Below are 13,114 nucleotides of genomic sequence, written 5' to 3' on the forward strand. Positions count from 1 at the left end.
GTCAGCCGGCCTCGTCCTGCTCCTGGAAAATCCTGTCGGCGAGGTGGAACGCCGAGTTCGCCGCCGGCACGCCGCAATAGATCGCGGTCTGCAGCAGCACTTCCTTGATCTCGTCGCGCGTCACGCCGTTGTTGCGCGCAGCGCGCAGATGCAGCGCGAGTTCCTCGCCGCGGTTGAGCGCCACCATCATCGCGATCGTCAGCATGCTGCGCGTATGGCGCGGCAAGCCCTCACGCGTCCAGATCTCGCCCCACGCGTAGCGCGTGATCAGGTTCTGGAATTCCTCGTTCACCTCGGTGCGGTGCTCGAGCGAACGGTCGACGTGCGCGTCGCCGAGCACCGCGCGGCGCACCTTCATGCCCGCGTCGTAACGTTGCTGGTCATCCATCGTGCGCACTCCTCAGGCGGTCAGGAAATCGAGCAGCGCGCGGTTGAAGCCATCCGTGCACTCGATGTTCGAAATGTGCGCGGCGTCGAATTCGACGTGACGCGCGCCCGGAATCGCGGCCGCCAGCGCGCGGCCCTGGTCGGGCGGCGTCGACATGTCGTGCTCGCCCGTCACGACGAGCACCGGCAGCGCGATCGACTTCACTTCTTCGCGCAGGTCGGCGGCGTTCAGTGCATCGCAGTTCGCCGCATAGCCGTCCTTGTCGATGTGCAGGAACGTGTCGCGGATCAGGTCGTGCAGGCGCGGCTCGCGCTCGACGAACGCGGCCGTGAACCAGCGCGGCAGCACCGCGTCGGCGAGCGCGGCCATCCCTTCGGCCCGCGCCTTCGCGGCGCGCGGCGCCCACACTTCCGGCGTGCCGATCTTCGCGGCGGTGTTCGAGAGCACGACGCGCGCCATCCGCGACGGGTAGCGCGCGGCGAGCGCCGCACCGGTCAGCCCGCCCATCGAAATCCCGCAGAAGTGCGCGCGCGCAATGCCGACGTGATCCATCAGGCCGATCACGTCGCCCGCGAGCTGCTCGATCGTGTACGAGCCGGCCGGCGCGTCGGAATGGCCGTGGCCGCGCGTGTCGTAGCGCAGGATGTTGAAGTGCTGCGAGAACGAACGGATCTGCGGCGCCCACATCGACAGATCGGCGCCGAGCGAATTCGAAAAGACGAGCCACGGCGCGTCGTCGCGCGAAGCGCGGTCGATCCGGTAGTGCAGTTTCACGCCGTTGACAGTAGCGAAAGGCATCAGAATTCTCCTGGGTTCTGGTTCTGGCTCGCGTAGGCCGCGAGCACGGCATCGACATAGGCATGCGCCTCGCCGACGTAATGTGCGGGGTTGAGCAAATGCGCGAGCGCGTCGCGCGACAGGTGAGCGGCGACCGCCGGATCGGCCGCGAGCACGTCGAACAGCGTCGCGCCGCTGCGCACGGCTTCCTTCGACGCGTGCTCGACGACGTGATGCGCGTCGAGCCGGCCGATCTTGTCGCCGAGCGCGAGCATCACGGCTTCGCCGAGGATCAGGCCGCGAGTCAGGTCGAGATTGGCCGCGAGCCGCTCGGTGTTCACGTCGAGGCCGGCGGCGATCTGTGCGATCTGCGCGAGCGCGCCGCCCGTCAGCCGCGCGAGATCGGGCAGCGCATCCCATTCGGCCTGCCAGCCGCCGAGCGCGCGCTCGTGTTCCTGCACCATCCCGGCGAACACCGTCGCGACGAGGCCGGGCGCGCGCACGGCCGCCGTCAGCACGGCCGCGCAGCCGACCGGGTTGCGCTTGTGCGGCATCGTCGACGAGCCGCCCTTGCCCGCTGCGGCGGGCTCGCCCAGTTCGCCGACTTCGGTCTGCATCTGCAGCGACACGTCGCGCGCGATCTTGCCGAGCGTGCCGGTCAGCATGCCGAAGCATGCGGCCGCTTCGGCTATGCGGTCGCGCTGCGTGTGCCACGGCACGGCCGGCAGCGCGAGCCGCAGATCGGCGGCGAGCGCGGCCGTCACGCCGGACGCGTGTTCGCGCAGGCTCGCGAGCGTGCCGGCCGCGCCGCCGAACTGCAGCACCAGCGCGCGCGCGCGCAATTCGGCGAAGCGCGCGCGATGACGCAGCAGCGCATCGAGCCACTGCGCGAACTTCAGGCCGAGCGTGATCGGCAGCGCCTGTTGCAGCCAGGTGCGCCCGATCGCCGGCGTCGCGCGATGAGCGCGGGCAAGGCCGGCCAGCGACGCGCAGGCGGCGTCGAGCAGCGGCTCGAGCACGTCGAGCGTGTCGCGCAGTTGCAGCACGGTCGCGGTGTCGATGATGTCCTGGCTCGTCGCGCCCCAATGCACGAATTTCGCGGCTTCGGGATCGTCCTGCTTCACGCGCGCGGTCAGTTGCCTGACGAGCGGAATCGCCAGATTGCCGCCGAGCGCGGCGTCGCGCGCGAGCGCTTCGGCGTCGAGCTGGCCGGCGTCGCACGCGCGTTCGATCGCGGCGACCGCGGCGGCCGGGATCACCTGCTGCGCGGCGAGCGCGCGCGCGAGCGCCGCCTCGACGTCGAGCATGCGCTGGATCGTCGCGCGAGGCGACCAGATCCGGTTGAGCGGCTCGGTGCCGCAGATGAGGGAGGTCAGGCGGGCGCTGTCTTCGAGCATGGCATCAGGAATGGAGACGGGGTGCGCTTATTGTCCAACGAAGCGCACCGGCATGCGCGGCGCGCATGCCGGCGTCCGGTTCAGGCCGCGGCCTTTTGCGTCGCGTCGATCAGCGGCACGCCGGTCAGCTTCTCCAGCTCGTCGAACGACAGGTCCGTGAAGATCTCGCTCACCGCGAGGCCGTCGCGGGTGACGTCGAGCACCGCCAGATCCGTGTAGATGCGGCTCACGCAGTTCACGCCGGTCACCGGATACGAGCATTGCGCGACGATCTTGCTTTCGCCCTGCTTCGTCAGGTGTTCCATCATCACGAACACCTGCTTCGCGCCGATCGCGAGGTCCATCGCGCCGCCGACAGCCGGAATCGCGTCCGGCGCGCCGGTGTGCCAGTTCGCCAGATCGCCGCCGGCCGATACCTGGAACGCGCCCAGCACGCAGTAATCCAGATGGCCGCCGCGCATCATCGCGAACGAATCGGCGTGGTGGAAATACGCGCCGCCCGTCAGCAGCGTCACGTGCTGCTTGCCGGCGTTGATCAGTTCGTCGTCTTCCAGGCCGGGCGCCGGGGCCGGGCCCATGCCGAGCAGGCCGTTCTCGCTGTGCAGGAAGATCTCCTTGCTCGGATCGAGGTGGTTCGCCACCAGCGTCGGCACGCCGATGCCGAGGTTCACATACGCGCCTTCGGGAATATCCTGCGCGACGCGCTTGGCCATTTCATCGCGGGTCAATCGTTTCATCTGTGTTCTCCTGTCCGGGCGCTCAGGCTGCCTGGTTTGCGGCGCGCTCGGCGGCCAGTTCGGCCGCATGCGCGGCTTGCGGCACTTCGACGATGCGCTGCACGAAGATGCCCGGCGTCACGATGTGTTCCGGATCCAGGCCGCCGAGCGGCACGACTTCCGACACCTGCACGATCGCCACTTTCGCGGCGCTCGCCATGATCGGCCCGAAGTTGCGCGCGGTCTTGCGATAGACGAGGTTGCCCCAGCGGTCGCCCTTGTACGCCTTCACCAGCGCGAAATCGGCGTGGATCGGGGTCTCGAACACATACGGCTTGCCGTCGATCACGCGGGTTTCCTTGCCTTCGGCGAGCTTCGTGCCGTAGCCGGTCGGCGTGAAGAAGCCGCCGATCCCGGCGCCCGCCGCGCGGATGCGCTCGGCCAGGTTGCCTTGCGGCACGAGTTCCAGCTCGATCTCGCCCGCGCGGTACAGCGCGTCGAACACCTGCGAATCGCTCTGGCGCGGGAACGAGCAGATGATCTTGCGCACCTGCTTCGCCTTCAGCAGCGCCGCGAGACCGGTCTCGCCATTGCCCGCGTTGTTGTTGACGATCGTGAGGTCGCGCGCGCCCTGCGCGATCAGCGCGTCGATCAGCTCCGACGGCATGCCGGCCGTGCCGAAGCCGCCGATCATGATCGTCGCGCCATCGTGAACGTCGGCCACCGCCGATTGAAGCGAATCGAAAATCTTGTTGACCATGTCTCTTCCTGATACGAACCCGCGGCCCGATGCGCGGCATGTCGATGGGACACGCGCAGCCCGCGTGCCGCGCCGGATCTGTGTCGAGCCCCGGCATTTGTTCGCTATTCGAACCCAGATTCGATTAGCGAACGATGCGAGGATCATAGAATCGCGCCAAGCGCGTTGTCAAGGCGGGATGTCTCGGGGGCGGGGACGGGAGCGGCGCGTCAGGCGCGGGCCGCCGCGGCACGCACACGCGGCAAAAGCGTGAAACAATGCCCCCGAACCGCGCCGCGATGAGCGGCCGCACTCGATGGAGCGAATACATGGGCAAGAAATCCTCGCCGCCGGACCACGGCGCATCCCGGCCGAGCCGCAAAGAGGCCGAAGAAGCCGTGCGCGTGCTGCTGCGCTGGGCGGGTGACAATCCCGAACGCGAAGGGCTCGTCGACACCCCGGCGCGCGTCGTGCGTGCGTATGAAGAGTTCTTCTCGGGTTACGGGATCGAGCCGCGCGACATCCTCGCGCGCACGTTCAGCGAAGTCGACGGCTACGACGAAATGATCGTGCTGAAGGACATCCGGTTCGAGAGCTACTGCGAGCACCACATGGTGCCGATCATCGGGCGCGCGCACGTCGCCTATCTGCCGAACCACCGCGTCGTCGGCATCTCGAAGCTCGCGCGGCTCGTCGACGCGTTCGCGAAGCGCCTGCAGATCCAGGAAAAGATGACGGTGCAGATCGCCGACGCGCTGTTCGACGTGCTGCAGCCGAAAGGCGTCGGCGTGATCCTCGAGGCGGCGCACCAGTGCATCTCGACGCGCGGCATCCACAAGCCTGGCGTCGAGATGGTGACGTCGCGGATGCTCGGCACGTTCCGCACCGATCCGTCGACGCGGCGCGAATTCCTGTCGATCGTCGCCAACCCGTCCTCTGTGAACCTGACGAATACGTAAATGCAGTCAACGAAGCAAACGGCCGGCGCGCCGGTGGTGCTCGTGACCGGTGCGGCCCGCCGCGCCGGACGCGCGTTCGCCGAGCATTTCGCCGCGCACGGCTATCGCACCGCGATTCACTTCGACCGTTCGGCCGACGCCGCACACGCGGCGGCCCGCGCGATCGCCGAGCGCGGACCGGACTCGGTCGCGCTGCAGGCCGACCTGTCCGACGCCACGCAGATCGACGCGCTGATCGAGGCCGTCTATGCGCGCTTCGGCCGCCTCGACGTGCTGGTCAACAACGCGTCGGTGTTCTGGCAGGATCACTTCCCCGGCTTCGACCTGGCCGCGCTCGACACCGCATGGGCGGTGAATTGCCGCGCGCCGATCCTGCTCGCGCGCGCGTTCTACGAGCGGGCGCGGGACGCGGGCGCGCAGGGTGTCGTCGTCAATGTGGTCGACCAGAAGATCAAGGAAAACTTCCACCGCGACCATTTCAGCTACACGGTCGCGAAGGCCGCGCTCGGCAACCTGACGCAGATGCTCGCGATGTCGGCCGCGCCGGTGCTGCGCGTCAACGCAGTGTTCCCCGGCCTGATGCTGCCGAGCGACGACCAGACCGACGCCGATTTCGAGCACGCGAGCCACGCGTCGACGCCGCTCGCGCGCGTGGCCGGCCCGGACGACGTCGCCCAGGCGATCCTGCTGCTGACGGGGCCGGCGTACAACGGCGTGGATTTCGTCGTCGATGCGGGGCAGAACCTGATCCGCGTCGATCAGGACGTGCTCTACAAGCACCGTTCGCCCGCCGGCAAGCATTGATGTACGGCGTGCGGCGCGCGCGGGCCGCACGCCGCGCCGTCACGGCTTCTCGGATCGATCGCCTTCGCGGATCTTGCCCTGCGCGACGCTGGTGCCGGGCGGCACGCTGTGCGTGAGCCAGACGTTGCCGCCGATCACCGAGCCGCGGCCGATCGTCACCCGGCCGAGAATCGTCGCGCCCGCGTAGATCACCACGTCGTCCTCGACGATCGGATGCCGCGCGTTGCCCTTGACGAGCGTGCCGTCGCCATCGGACGGGAAACTCTTCGCGCCGAGCGTGACCGCCTGATAGACGCGCACGCGCTCGCCGATGATCGCGGTTTCGCCGATCACGACACCGGTGCCGTGGTCGATGAAGAAGCTCGGCCCGATCTGCGCGCCGGGGTGGATGTCGATGCCGGTTGCCGAATGGGCGATTTCATTGATGAAGCGCGCGAGCAGCGGCACGCCGAGGCGGTTCAGCGCATGCGCGAGACGGTGATGCATCATCGCGAGCACGCCGGGATAGCAGAGCAGGATTTCCGTAATGTGCTGCGCGGCCGGATCGCCCGCATACGCGGCCTGGATGTCGCTGACCAGCAGCGCGCGAATGGCCGGCAGCTGCTCGCCGAATTCGCGCGCGATGTCGAACGCGCGCGCTTCGAGCTCGGCGGGCGGCGTATCGACGTATTCGGGCAGGAACGGCAGCGCGCGGCGGATCTGCTCGGACAGGATCCGCAACGTGCTTTCGAGCGTATGGCCGACGTAGTAGTCGACGCTTTCGTCGGTCAGGTCGGGGGCGCCGTAGTGCGTCGGGAACATCGACGCGCGCAGCCCGGTGACGATCTTGCAGATCGCGTCGCGCGACGGCAGCTCGCGAATGCCGCGCGGATGGCGCGTGCGGTGCAGTTCCTCGCGCGATTCGCGCAATCCGGCAACGATCTGTTCAAGGCCCCAGTTTCGGGCAGACGATTTCGACATATGCAAATGCACGCAGCCGCGCACGCATGCGCGGCCGCGAATAAAAAGTGACGGGTTTCGCAAGATTACCGCGTTTTCCGGCGGGAAGCCCAGCGATCGCGGGCGGCGACGGCGGGCGCCGTCGCGCGAGGTCAGACCGTGATGCTGCTCGCGTCGATCCAGCGCACCGCCCAGTCGCGGGCATGCGCGATCGCGGCGCCTTCCTCGTTGAATTGCAGCTCGGAGGGAAAGAAGCGGTTCGCCACCAGTTCGCCGTCGCTCGATCGCGAGATCACGACATAGGGCTTGAACGAGCCGTCGCTGGCGCGCGCCGGCGCACAGTTCAGCAGATAACCGCGGTGCGTGAAGGCAGTCGTTGATTGCATGAGTCCGCTCACCTCAAGTCCCTTGCTTTATTGTTCACTACACGTCCGTCAGGGTGCTGCGGCGCCCTGGGCGGGCGAAAGCGGTCTCCCTGCATGTCCCCTTGCACCGCTTCGTCGGAAAGAATCATACTCTGTGAATAACGCCACTTCCAGGCGAAATAAAATCCGACAAAAGGGCTCGCGTCGAGCGGCTGCGGCGGCCGCCCGCCTGCCATTTCCCGTCGCGTCCGGAGCGGGTCTTGCTTCGATCCGGAAGGGTTCGCCGCATGGAGATTGCGATGGAATCGTCTGATCAAATGCGCTCGCCGCATCCGCGCAGCGCCGAGCTATGCAACGACGACACGCACGACAGCACCGTGGACACCGACGGCAAGAACCACGAGGCAGCGCGTCTCGCCCGGGGGACGGGAATTTCGCCGGATCAGGTCACGACGAGCAACGCGTCGCTCGTCAATGCGGTGCCCGAGGCGTCGGACGGCCTCGCCGGGTTCGACAGCCGGCCAGGCGGCAATCATCCGGCGCTGGCATTGCGGGAAGGGTACGAGGTGATCGAAAAGGGATTCGACGCACCGCCGCCCGTTGCCGAAGACACCATCGGGCCCGTGCACCGGATGCGCGGGCGCGAACACTGGCCGGGGCATGCCCGGCGTCCGGAACGGATCATCGAATTGACGACCGTGCGGCGCTAACGGCCGCCTCCGGGGCGCATGACCCGCAGCGCGGGCCCGCAGCACTGATCGGCGGCGCATGCTCGACGCGCGCGCCGCCCGTTTCAGGCTTGCGGCGCGCGATGACGAACCACGGCCCGAGGCCGCACCGAGGCGGTGCGGCCCCGGGCTTCCCGCCTGCGTGGCTTTGCCGCGCTGCAAATTCTTCAGCATTCGTTTAATCTGCGTCGCAGCAGCATGCTGTGCAACTGGCCATCCGGCCGATTCACTTCCCCCCGCACCTCGGAGACACTATGTACAAGCGAATTCTGGTTGCCGTCGACGGCAGCGCCACTTCCCGCCACGCGTTCGACGCCGCGCTCGCGCTCGCGCAAACGCACGGCGCCGAGCTGCAGCCGTACTACGTCGTCGAAGATGCCGCGATCTATTACACCGTGCCGGGCTACGATCCGACCGTGCTGCGCGACCAGCTGCTCGAGCAGGGCAAGGAACTGGCGAAGGAATTCAGCCAGCGGATGCAGACCACCGGCGTGAAGGGCGAGGTGAAGCTCGCCGAGGCAACGTCGCTCACCGACGTCTCGGCGCTGATCCTCGACGGCGCGAAGGCGTTCAACGCCGATCTGCTCGTGCTCGGCACGCATGGCCGCCGCGGCGTCCGCCGCCTCGTACTCGGCAGCATTGCCGAACAATGCGTGCGTCACGCGGCGCTACCGGTGCTGCTGATTCCGGCCGCCGCCCACGCGCCTGGTCAGGAAGGCTGAGCACCGCCCGCAGGACCACGGCGGCGCGATGACCCGCCGCAAGTTTCGCGTGCGACGGATCGCGACGTTTTGTCGCCCGACAGCACCAGCTTGCGGTGGGACAATCATCCCGTCGATTCCAATGCCGGAGTAAAAGAATCATGCTAACGCCCGTCGCCGTCCGCCCCACCGTCGCCCCCCCGATCAGCAACTGGGCGCCCCGACAGGCAGCGCACTGCTCGTCGTGCGCGATGCGGCACCTGTGCATGCCGCAAGGCCTCGCGCCCGAAGCGCTCACCCGGCTCGAAACGGTCATCTGCGCCGCGCGCGCGGTCAAGCGCGGCGAAGCGCTGTTCCGCGAAGGCGACACGTTCGACAATCTCTATGCGGTGCGCTCCGGCTCGCTCAAGACGGTCGCCACCCGCCACGACGGCCGCGAGCAAGTGACCGGCCTGCATCTCGCCGGCGAAGCGCTCGGCCTCGACGGCATTTGCGACGACACCCACCCGCGCACCGCGATCGCGCTGGAAGACAGTTCGGTCTGCGTGATTCCGTACAGCGCGCTCAAGACGCTCTGCTCGGAAGCCGGCACGATGCAGCTGCGCATGCACAAGCTGATGAGCGAGCAGATCGTGCGCGAGACGTCGCAGACCATGCTGCTCGGCTCGCTGAATGCCGAGGAGCGCGTGGCGGCGTTCCTGCTCGACGTTTCGACGCGCTACATGAAGCGCGGCTATTCGCCGAACGAATTCAACCTGCGGATGACGCGCGAGGACATCGGCAGCTACCTCGGCATGACGCTCGAAACGGTCAGCCGCACGCTGTCGAAGTTCCAGAAGCGCGCGCTGATCGAAATGCAGGGCCGGATGGTCCGCATCGTCGATTTCGACGGCCTGCACCTCGTCTGACGCGCCGCCCCGGCGCGCGCGTCAATCGAGAAACAGCGCGGCGCGCGCCTTGAGCGCCGCGCTGAAATCGTCGAGCCAGCCGATCGACAGGCGCCAGCTCTGCCAGTACAGCTCGATGTCGACGGTGCGTCCCGCCGACATGTCCACCAGTTCCCCTGCCGCCAATTGGCGCTCGACCATCCGGTCCGGGCACATCCCCCATCCGAGCCCCGTCTCGCACGCGCGCAGATACCCCGCCACGTGCGGAATCCAGTGCTGCGGCGGATCGAGATCCGCGCGCGTCACGCGCCGGATGAAACGCGCCTGCAATCCGTCCTTCGCATTGAACATCACGCATGGCGCGCGGCGTAATGCGTCGCGATTGATCCCCGCGCCAAAGTAGCGCGCATAAAACCCCGGCGAGCACACCGCGCGGTAGCGGATGCGGCCGAGCCGGGTCGACCGGCACCCCTGGATCGGTTCCGCCTGCGCGGTCACCGCGCCCTGCACGCTGCCGTCGCGAATCCGCTCCGCCGTGTAGTCCTGGTCGTCGATCACCAGATCGAGCAGCGTCTCGCGTTCCGCGCAGAACGGCCCGACCGCATCGATGAACCAGGTCGCCACGCTGTCGTCGTTGACGGCGACGCGCAGCGTCGGCCACGCCGCGGCCAGCGCGCCGGGCAGCGCCGGCATCCGGCCGGACAGTTCCGCCTCGAGCAGCTGCACGCGCTCGGTGTGGCGGCACAGCAGCGCGCCCGAGGTCGTCGCGACGCACGGTTGCCCGCGCTTCACCAGCACGCTGCCGACCCGCTCCTCGAGCAGCTTCACGCGCTGCGAGACCGCGGACGGCGTGACGTTCAGCTCCTTGGCGGCCCGCTCGAACGAGCCGTGGCGAATGACGGCCGCAAGGGCGTCGAGCAGCGCATAGTCGAGCATTAGATTTCCTTAATCTGCATTAGGTGATTTAGCTTCTCTTACTTCCGCGCACCCCGCAGACTAGCGCCACACGGTTCTTCCGTCCACTTTCGGCTTCCATCATGAACTGGCTCGCTTTCTCACACGGCGCGGCGCTGTGCGCGTCCCTCATCGTCACCATCGGCTCGCAGAACGCATTCGTGCTGCGACAAGGCATCATGCGTTCGCACGTCGGCAAGATCGTGCTGCTCTGCACGCTGTCCGACATCCTGCTGATCGGCGCGGGCGTCGGCGGCGCATCGGCGCTCGTCGAGCGTTATCCGGCCTTCGTGCATGCGGTGCTGTATCTCGGTCTGGCCTATCTCGCGTGGTTCGGCATCAGCGCGTTGCGGCGCGCGTTCACGCCCGGGCACGCGACGCTCGACGTGCGTGGCGACACCGCCGCGCCGCCACCGCAAAGCGGTCTGGCGGTCGTGATGATGACGCTCGCGTTTACGTGGCTCAATCCGCACGTCTATCTCGACACGTTCCTGCTGATCGGCACCGCGGGCGCCCGCGAGCCGGAGGGCGCACGATTCGCGTTCGCGGTCGGCGCGATGGCGGTCAGCGTGGTGTGGTTCATCGGGCTGGGTTATGGCGCGCGCCTGCTGGCGCCGTGGTTTCGCCGGGCGATGGCATGGCGCGTGCTGGACGGTGCGATCGGAAGCATGGTGCTGTTGCTCGCGGCCGTGCAGTTCCGGTGATCGTCAGAAGGGGCCGGCCGCATCGGCCTGTCTACGGCAGGGGCAAGAGGCGATAAAATTCGCGCAACGCGGCGCGACCCGGCGCTTGAAAGGACGCCCGTTCCGTCCGGTCGCCGCGCGCCGCCCAGGTTCGTCCCGGTTCGGCGCGCCATGGGCGGGCGTGCCCACCGCGGAAACCCCGTTCGCGATGCCTTTCTCTACGGTCTGCAATGGAGTATATCGATAGCTTACGAATCTTCTGCTCGGTCGTCGAAGCGCGCAGCTTCACGCGCGCGGCAGATGTCCTCGGCCTGTCCGCGCCGGTGGTGTCGCGTGCCATCGCCGGGCTCGAGAAGCGGCTCGGCATCCGCCTGTTCAATCGCACGACGCGCCAGATCTCGTTGACGGAGGCCGCCGAGCAGTTCTACGACGGCTGCGTGCGCGTGCTTGCCGATCTCGACGCGCTCGAGGAAGGCGCGTCGATGCTGGCGCGCGAGCCGACAGGCGTGCTGCGCGTGATCGCGCACGCAACGGCGTCGATGAGCCGCCTCACGCCGCTTGTCGCGAGTTTCAAGCGCAAGCATCCGAAGATCGACATCGACGTGACGCTCGCCGAGCGTCCGGTCGATCTCGTCGCCGAGGGCTATGATGTCGGCCTGCTGCTGCCTTTCATGCTGACTTCCGACACCGTCGTCACGCGGCAGGTCGAACACATTCCATTTACGATCGTCGCGTCGCCCGATTACCTGAAACAGCACCCCGCGCCACGCCACCCTTCCGACCTCGCGTCGCACGTGTTCGTCGCGATATCGCCGTCGATCCGCAAGGCCGAACTGACGTTTCGCGTCGGCCACGAGGATGTAACGGTGCCGTTTCGCTTCGAGATTGCGTCGAACAACGCCGCATTCAACGTGAGCATGGTGCAACGGGGGTTCGGCATCGGCTGCCTGCCCAGTCTGCTGGTGCAGGACGATCTGGCGTCCGGACGGCTCGTGCGCGTGCTCGAATCGTTCAAGCTCGTCGGCGCCGCGACCGAGCTGCGTCTCGCCTACAGTTCACGCACCCTGCTTCCGGCGAAGGTACGGGCATTCATCGACCACACCGTGGCGTTCTTCGAGGCGCTGCCGAACAATTCACCGTCCGCATGACGGCGCCCCCTCCTTTACGTCGTCCGGGCGCGTGTGCCGCGCCCGGACCGATTCTTGTCGGCGCTGTTTTTAATTGATGCCATTGCCGACATTGATCGGACATTTCCGCGCCACTAGTCTGTGCGCTTGTCCGAAGACGACGACGATAGCGTTGTCCTGAAGCGAGCTGCCCACCCGGGCACGCAGTTCTGCGAACTCCGTACGTTGCGAGCCGGCGTGACGCTCACGCGGCGCCGCATGCTCCGCGCGCTCGAGGTGAAAGACGACCTCACGATGCTCGCGCGCTCGCACACCCAAGCCACTGCTGCAGCGGACGCCGGTCGCAACCCGGGCCAAGGCCGCGCGCGCGGCTGGCGTCCGGCGCCACGCCGGGCGCGGCCACGCCACCGGAACAACGGTGCGGCCGGCCGAGGACACAAGGCAGGACATTCCCCGAGGCACCGCCGGACACCTTTCGGGCCGCGCTGGACGCGTGCTCTTGCACGCTTCTTTCCCGCTGAAGCCGGTCCGCCGAAAGATCCGCAACAACGGGGCTCGAAACCGGCGGCGCTGCGTACGCGCAGTGCGGTGTCGGCCAATGGCCGATTAGACAAACAAGTCATGGAGAGAAGCAACATGAATTCAGCCAACGCCGAGCACCGCGCTTCCGGAGCGGCGACATGATCGCCGTTCCGGCCAACGCACGCGCGGGCAAGTGCCGCGCAGCGGTGACGCTTGCCGCCACGGCATGCGCGCTCACGCTCGCCGGCTGCGCGAACTACATTGGCATCAAGAGCGACAAGCAGATCGCCCCGGCATCGCAATTCGCCGCCTCGCAGAGCCTGCCCGCCGAAGGCGGCCCGTGGCCGTCGCTCGACTGGGCCGGCCAGTTCGGCGATCCGCAGCTGCCCGCGCTGATCGGCGAGGCACTCGACGGCAGCCCGACGATC

At 67.8% G+C, this 13,114-nt stretch carries 15 protein-coding genes and 1 pseudogene; 8 read left to right on the top strand and 8 right to left on the bottom strand.

From position 1 onward, the window contains the following. Position 1: 1 nt before the first annotated feature. From pcaC to LIG30_RS14495, 5 genes are all read right to left on the bottom strand, one after another. The gene (pcaC, locus tag LIG30_RS14475) at positions 2-388 is read right to left on the bottom strand and encodes a 4-carboxymuconolactone decarboxylase (protein ID WP_038713284.1); all 387 of its coding nucleotides are present in this window, start codon (positions 386-388) and stop codon (positions 2-4) included. Between the two features lie 12 nt (positions 389-400). Continuing rightward, complete coding sequence (gene pcaD, locus LIG30_RS14480) at positions 401-1,186, bottom strand: 3-oxoadipate enol-lactonase (protein WP_038713285.1); 786 nt, start codon at positions 1,184-1,186, stop codon at positions 401-403. After that, the gene (locus LIG30_RS14485; RefSeq protein ID WP_038713286.1) at positions 1,186-2,562 is read right to left on the bottom strand and encodes a 3-carboxy-cis,cis-muconate cycloisomerase; all 1,377 of its coding nucleotides are present in this window, start codon (positions 2,560-2,562) and stop codon (positions 1,186-1,188) included. Before LIG30_RS14485 ends, pcaD begins: the two co-directional genes overlap by 1 nt. A gap of 80 nt (positions 2,563-2,642) precedes the next feature. Then, positions 2,643-3,299, bottom strand: a complete 657-nt coding sequence (locus tag LIG30_RS14490) for a 3-oxoacid CoA-transferase subunit B (RefSeq protein ID WP_038713287.1) — start codon at positions 3,297-3,299, stop codon at positions 2,643-2,645. A gap of 22 nt (positions 3,300-3,321) precedes the next feature. Then, positions 3,322-4,038, bottom strand: a complete 717-nt coding sequence (locus LIG30_RS14495; RefSeq protein WP_038713288.1) for a 3-oxoacid CoA-transferase subunit A — start codon at positions 4,036-4,038, stop codon at positions 3,322-3,324. 308 nt (positions 4,039-4,346) lie between these two features. Here LIG30_RS14495 and folE point away from each other — a divergent pair, with 308 nt between their 5' ends. Both folE and LIG30_RS14505 read left to right on the top strand, forming a co-directional pair. Beyond that, a complete protein-coding gene (gene folE, locus LIG30_RS14500; protein ID WP_038713289.1) occupies positions 4,347-4,976 on the top strand; it encodes a GTP cyclohydrolase I FolE in 630 nt (209 codons plus the stop codon). Then, a complete protein-coding gene (locus LIG30_RS14505; protein ID WP_038713290.1) occupies positions 4,977-5,780 on the top strand; it encodes an SDR family oxidoreductase in 804 nt (267 codons plus the stop codon). It abuts the gene before it with no gap. A 39-nt stretch (positions 5,781-5,819) separates the two neighbouring features. Here LIG30_RS14505 and epsC read toward each other — a convergent pair whose 3' ends face one another. Both epsC and LIG30_RS14515 read right to left on the bottom strand, forming a co-directional pair. Next, positions 5,820-6,740 carry a serine O-acetyltransferase EpsC gene (gene epsC, locus LIG30_RS14510; protein WP_038713291.1) on the bottom strand — a complete coding sequence of 307 codons (921 nt, stop codon included), beginning with the start codon at positions 6,738-6,740 and terminating at the stop codon, positions 5,820-5,822. Between the two features lie 131 nt (positions 6,741-6,871). Then, a complete protein-coding gene (locus LIG30_RS14515; RefSeq protein WP_038713292.1) occupies positions 6,872-7,105 on the bottom strand; it encodes a hypothetical protein in 234 nt (77 codons plus the stop codon). A 278-nt stretch (positions 7,106-7,383) separates the two neighbouring features. Between LIG30_RS14515 and LIG30_RS14520 the strand changes: the two genes are divergently transcribed. The 3 genes from LIG30_RS14520 (at position 7,384) to fnr (ending at position 9,421) form a co-directional block, all read left to right on the top strand. Then, a complete protein-coding gene (locus tag LIG30_RS14520) occupies positions 7,384-7,794 on the top strand; it encodes a DUF3005 domain-containing protein (protein ID WP_038713315.1) in 411 nt (136 codons plus the stop codon). Between the two features lie 272 nt (positions 7,795-8,066). Continuing rightward, entirely contained in the window at positions 8,067-8,534 is a 468-nt protein-coding gene (locus LIG30_RS14525) for a universal stress protein (protein WP_038713293.1), read from the top strand. 140 nt (positions 8,535-8,674) lie between these two features. After that, complete coding sequence (gene fnr, locus LIG30_RS14530) at positions 8,675-9,421, top strand: fumarate/nitrate reduction transcriptional regulator Fnr (protein WP_038713294.1); 747 nt, start codon at positions 8,675-8,677, stop codon at positions 9,419-9,421. A 21-nt stretch (positions 9,422-9,442) separates the two neighbouring features. On the opposite strand, the gene LIG30_RS14535 is transcribed toward fnr, so the two are convergent. Next, entirely contained in the window at positions 9,443-10,336 is an 894-nt protein-coding gene (locus tag LIG30_RS14535; RefSeq protein ID WP_038713295.1) for a LysR family transcriptional regulator ArgP, read from the bottom strand. Positions 10,337-10,437: 101 nt separating this feature from the next. Between LIG30_RS14535 and LIG30_RS14540 the strand changes: the two genes are divergently transcribed. The 3 genes and pseudogenes from LIG30_RS14540 to LIG30_RS14550 form a co-directional block, all read left to right on the top strand. Beyond that, a complete protein-coding gene (locus LIG30_RS14540) occupies positions 10,438-11,058 on the top strand; it encodes a LysE/ArgO family amino acid transporter (protein ID WP_038713296.1) in 621 nt (206 codons plus the stop codon). Positions 11,059-11,267: 209 nt separating this feature from the next. Next, positions 11,268-12,185, top strand: coding sequence for a LysR family transcriptional regulator (locus LIG30_RS14545; protein ID WP_038713297.1), 918 nt, complete (start codon positions 11,268-11,270; stop codon positions 12,183-12,185). 659 nt (positions 12,186-12,844) lie between these two features. Then, positions 12,845-13,114 (top strand): annotated as a pseudogene (locus LIG30_RS14550) (efflux transporter outer membrane subunit); the annotation flags it as partial.

The sequence above is a fragment of the Burkholderia sp. lig30 genome, assembly GCF_000687455.2.
Lineage (GTDB): Bacteria > Pseudomonadota > Gammaproteobacteria > Burkholderiales > Burkholderiaceae > Burkholderia.

What these genes read in the sequence shown, in the direction of transcription:
- LIG30_RS14525 (WP_038713293.1), top strand. Translation starts at nt 8,067, where the DNA reads ATGTACAAGCGAATTCTGGTTGCCGTCGACGGCAGCGCCACTTCCCGC.
- LIG30_RS14535 (WP_038713295.1), bottom strand. Translation starts at nt 10,336, where the DNA reads ATGCTCGACTATGCGCTGCTCGACGCCCTTGCGGCCGTCATTCGCCAC.
- LIG30_RS14540 (WP_038713296.1), top strand. Translation starts at nt 10,438, where the DNA reads ATGAACTGGCTCGCTTTCTCACACGGCGCGGCGCTGTGCGCGTCCCTC.
- LIG30_RS14490 (WP_038713287.1), bottom strand. Translation starts at nt 3,299, where the DNA reads ATGAAACGATTGACCCGCGATGAAATGGCCAAGCGCGTCGCGCAGGAT.
- LIG30_RS14485 (WP_038713286.1), bottom strand. Translation starts at nt 2,562, where the DNA reads ATGCTCGAAGACAGCGCCCGCCTGACCTCCCTCATCTGCGGCACCGAG.
- folE (WP_038713289.1), top strand. Translation starts at nt 4,347, where the DNA reads ATGGGCAAGAAATCCTCGCCGCCGGACCACGGCGCATCCCGGCCGAGC.
- LIG30_RS14515 (WP_038713292.1), bottom strand. Translation starts at nt 7,105, where the DNA reads ATGCAATCAACGACTGCCTTCACGCACCGCGGTTATCTGCTGAACTGT.
- epsC (WP_038713291.1), bottom strand. Translation starts at nt 6,740, where the DNA reads ATGTCGAAATCGTCTGCCCGAAACTGGGGCCTTGAACAGATCGTTGCC.
- LIG30_RS14520 (WP_038713315.1), top strand. Translation starts at nt 7,384, where the DNA reads ATGGAATCGTCTGATCAAATGCGCTCGCCGCATCCGCGCAGCGCCGAG.
- LIG30_RS14505 (WP_038713290.1), top strand. Translation starts at nt 4,977, where the DNA reads ATGCAGTCAACGAAGCAAACGGCCGGCGCGCCGGTGGTGCTCGTGACC.
- fnr (WP_038713294.1), top strand. Translation starts at nt 8,675, where the DNA reads ATGCTAACGCCCGTCGCCGTCCGCCCCACCGTCGCCCCCCCGATCAGC.
- LIG30_RS14495 (WP_038713288.1), bottom strand. Translation starts at nt 4,038, where the DNA reads ATGGTCAACAAGATTTTCGATTCGCTTCAATCGGCGGTGGCCGACGTT.
- pcaD (WP_038713285.1), bottom strand. Translation starts at nt 1,186, where the DNA reads ATGCCTTTCGCTACTGTCAACGGCGTGAAACTGCACTACCGGATCGAC.
- pcaC (WP_038713284.1), bottom strand. Translation starts at nt 388, where the DNA reads ATGGATGACCAGCAACGTTACGACGCGGGCATGAAGGTGCGCCGCGCG.
- LIG30_RS14545 (WP_038713297.1), top strand. Translation starts at nt 11,268, where the DNA reads ATGGAGTATATCGATAGCTTACGAATCTTCTGCTCGGTCGTCGAAGCG.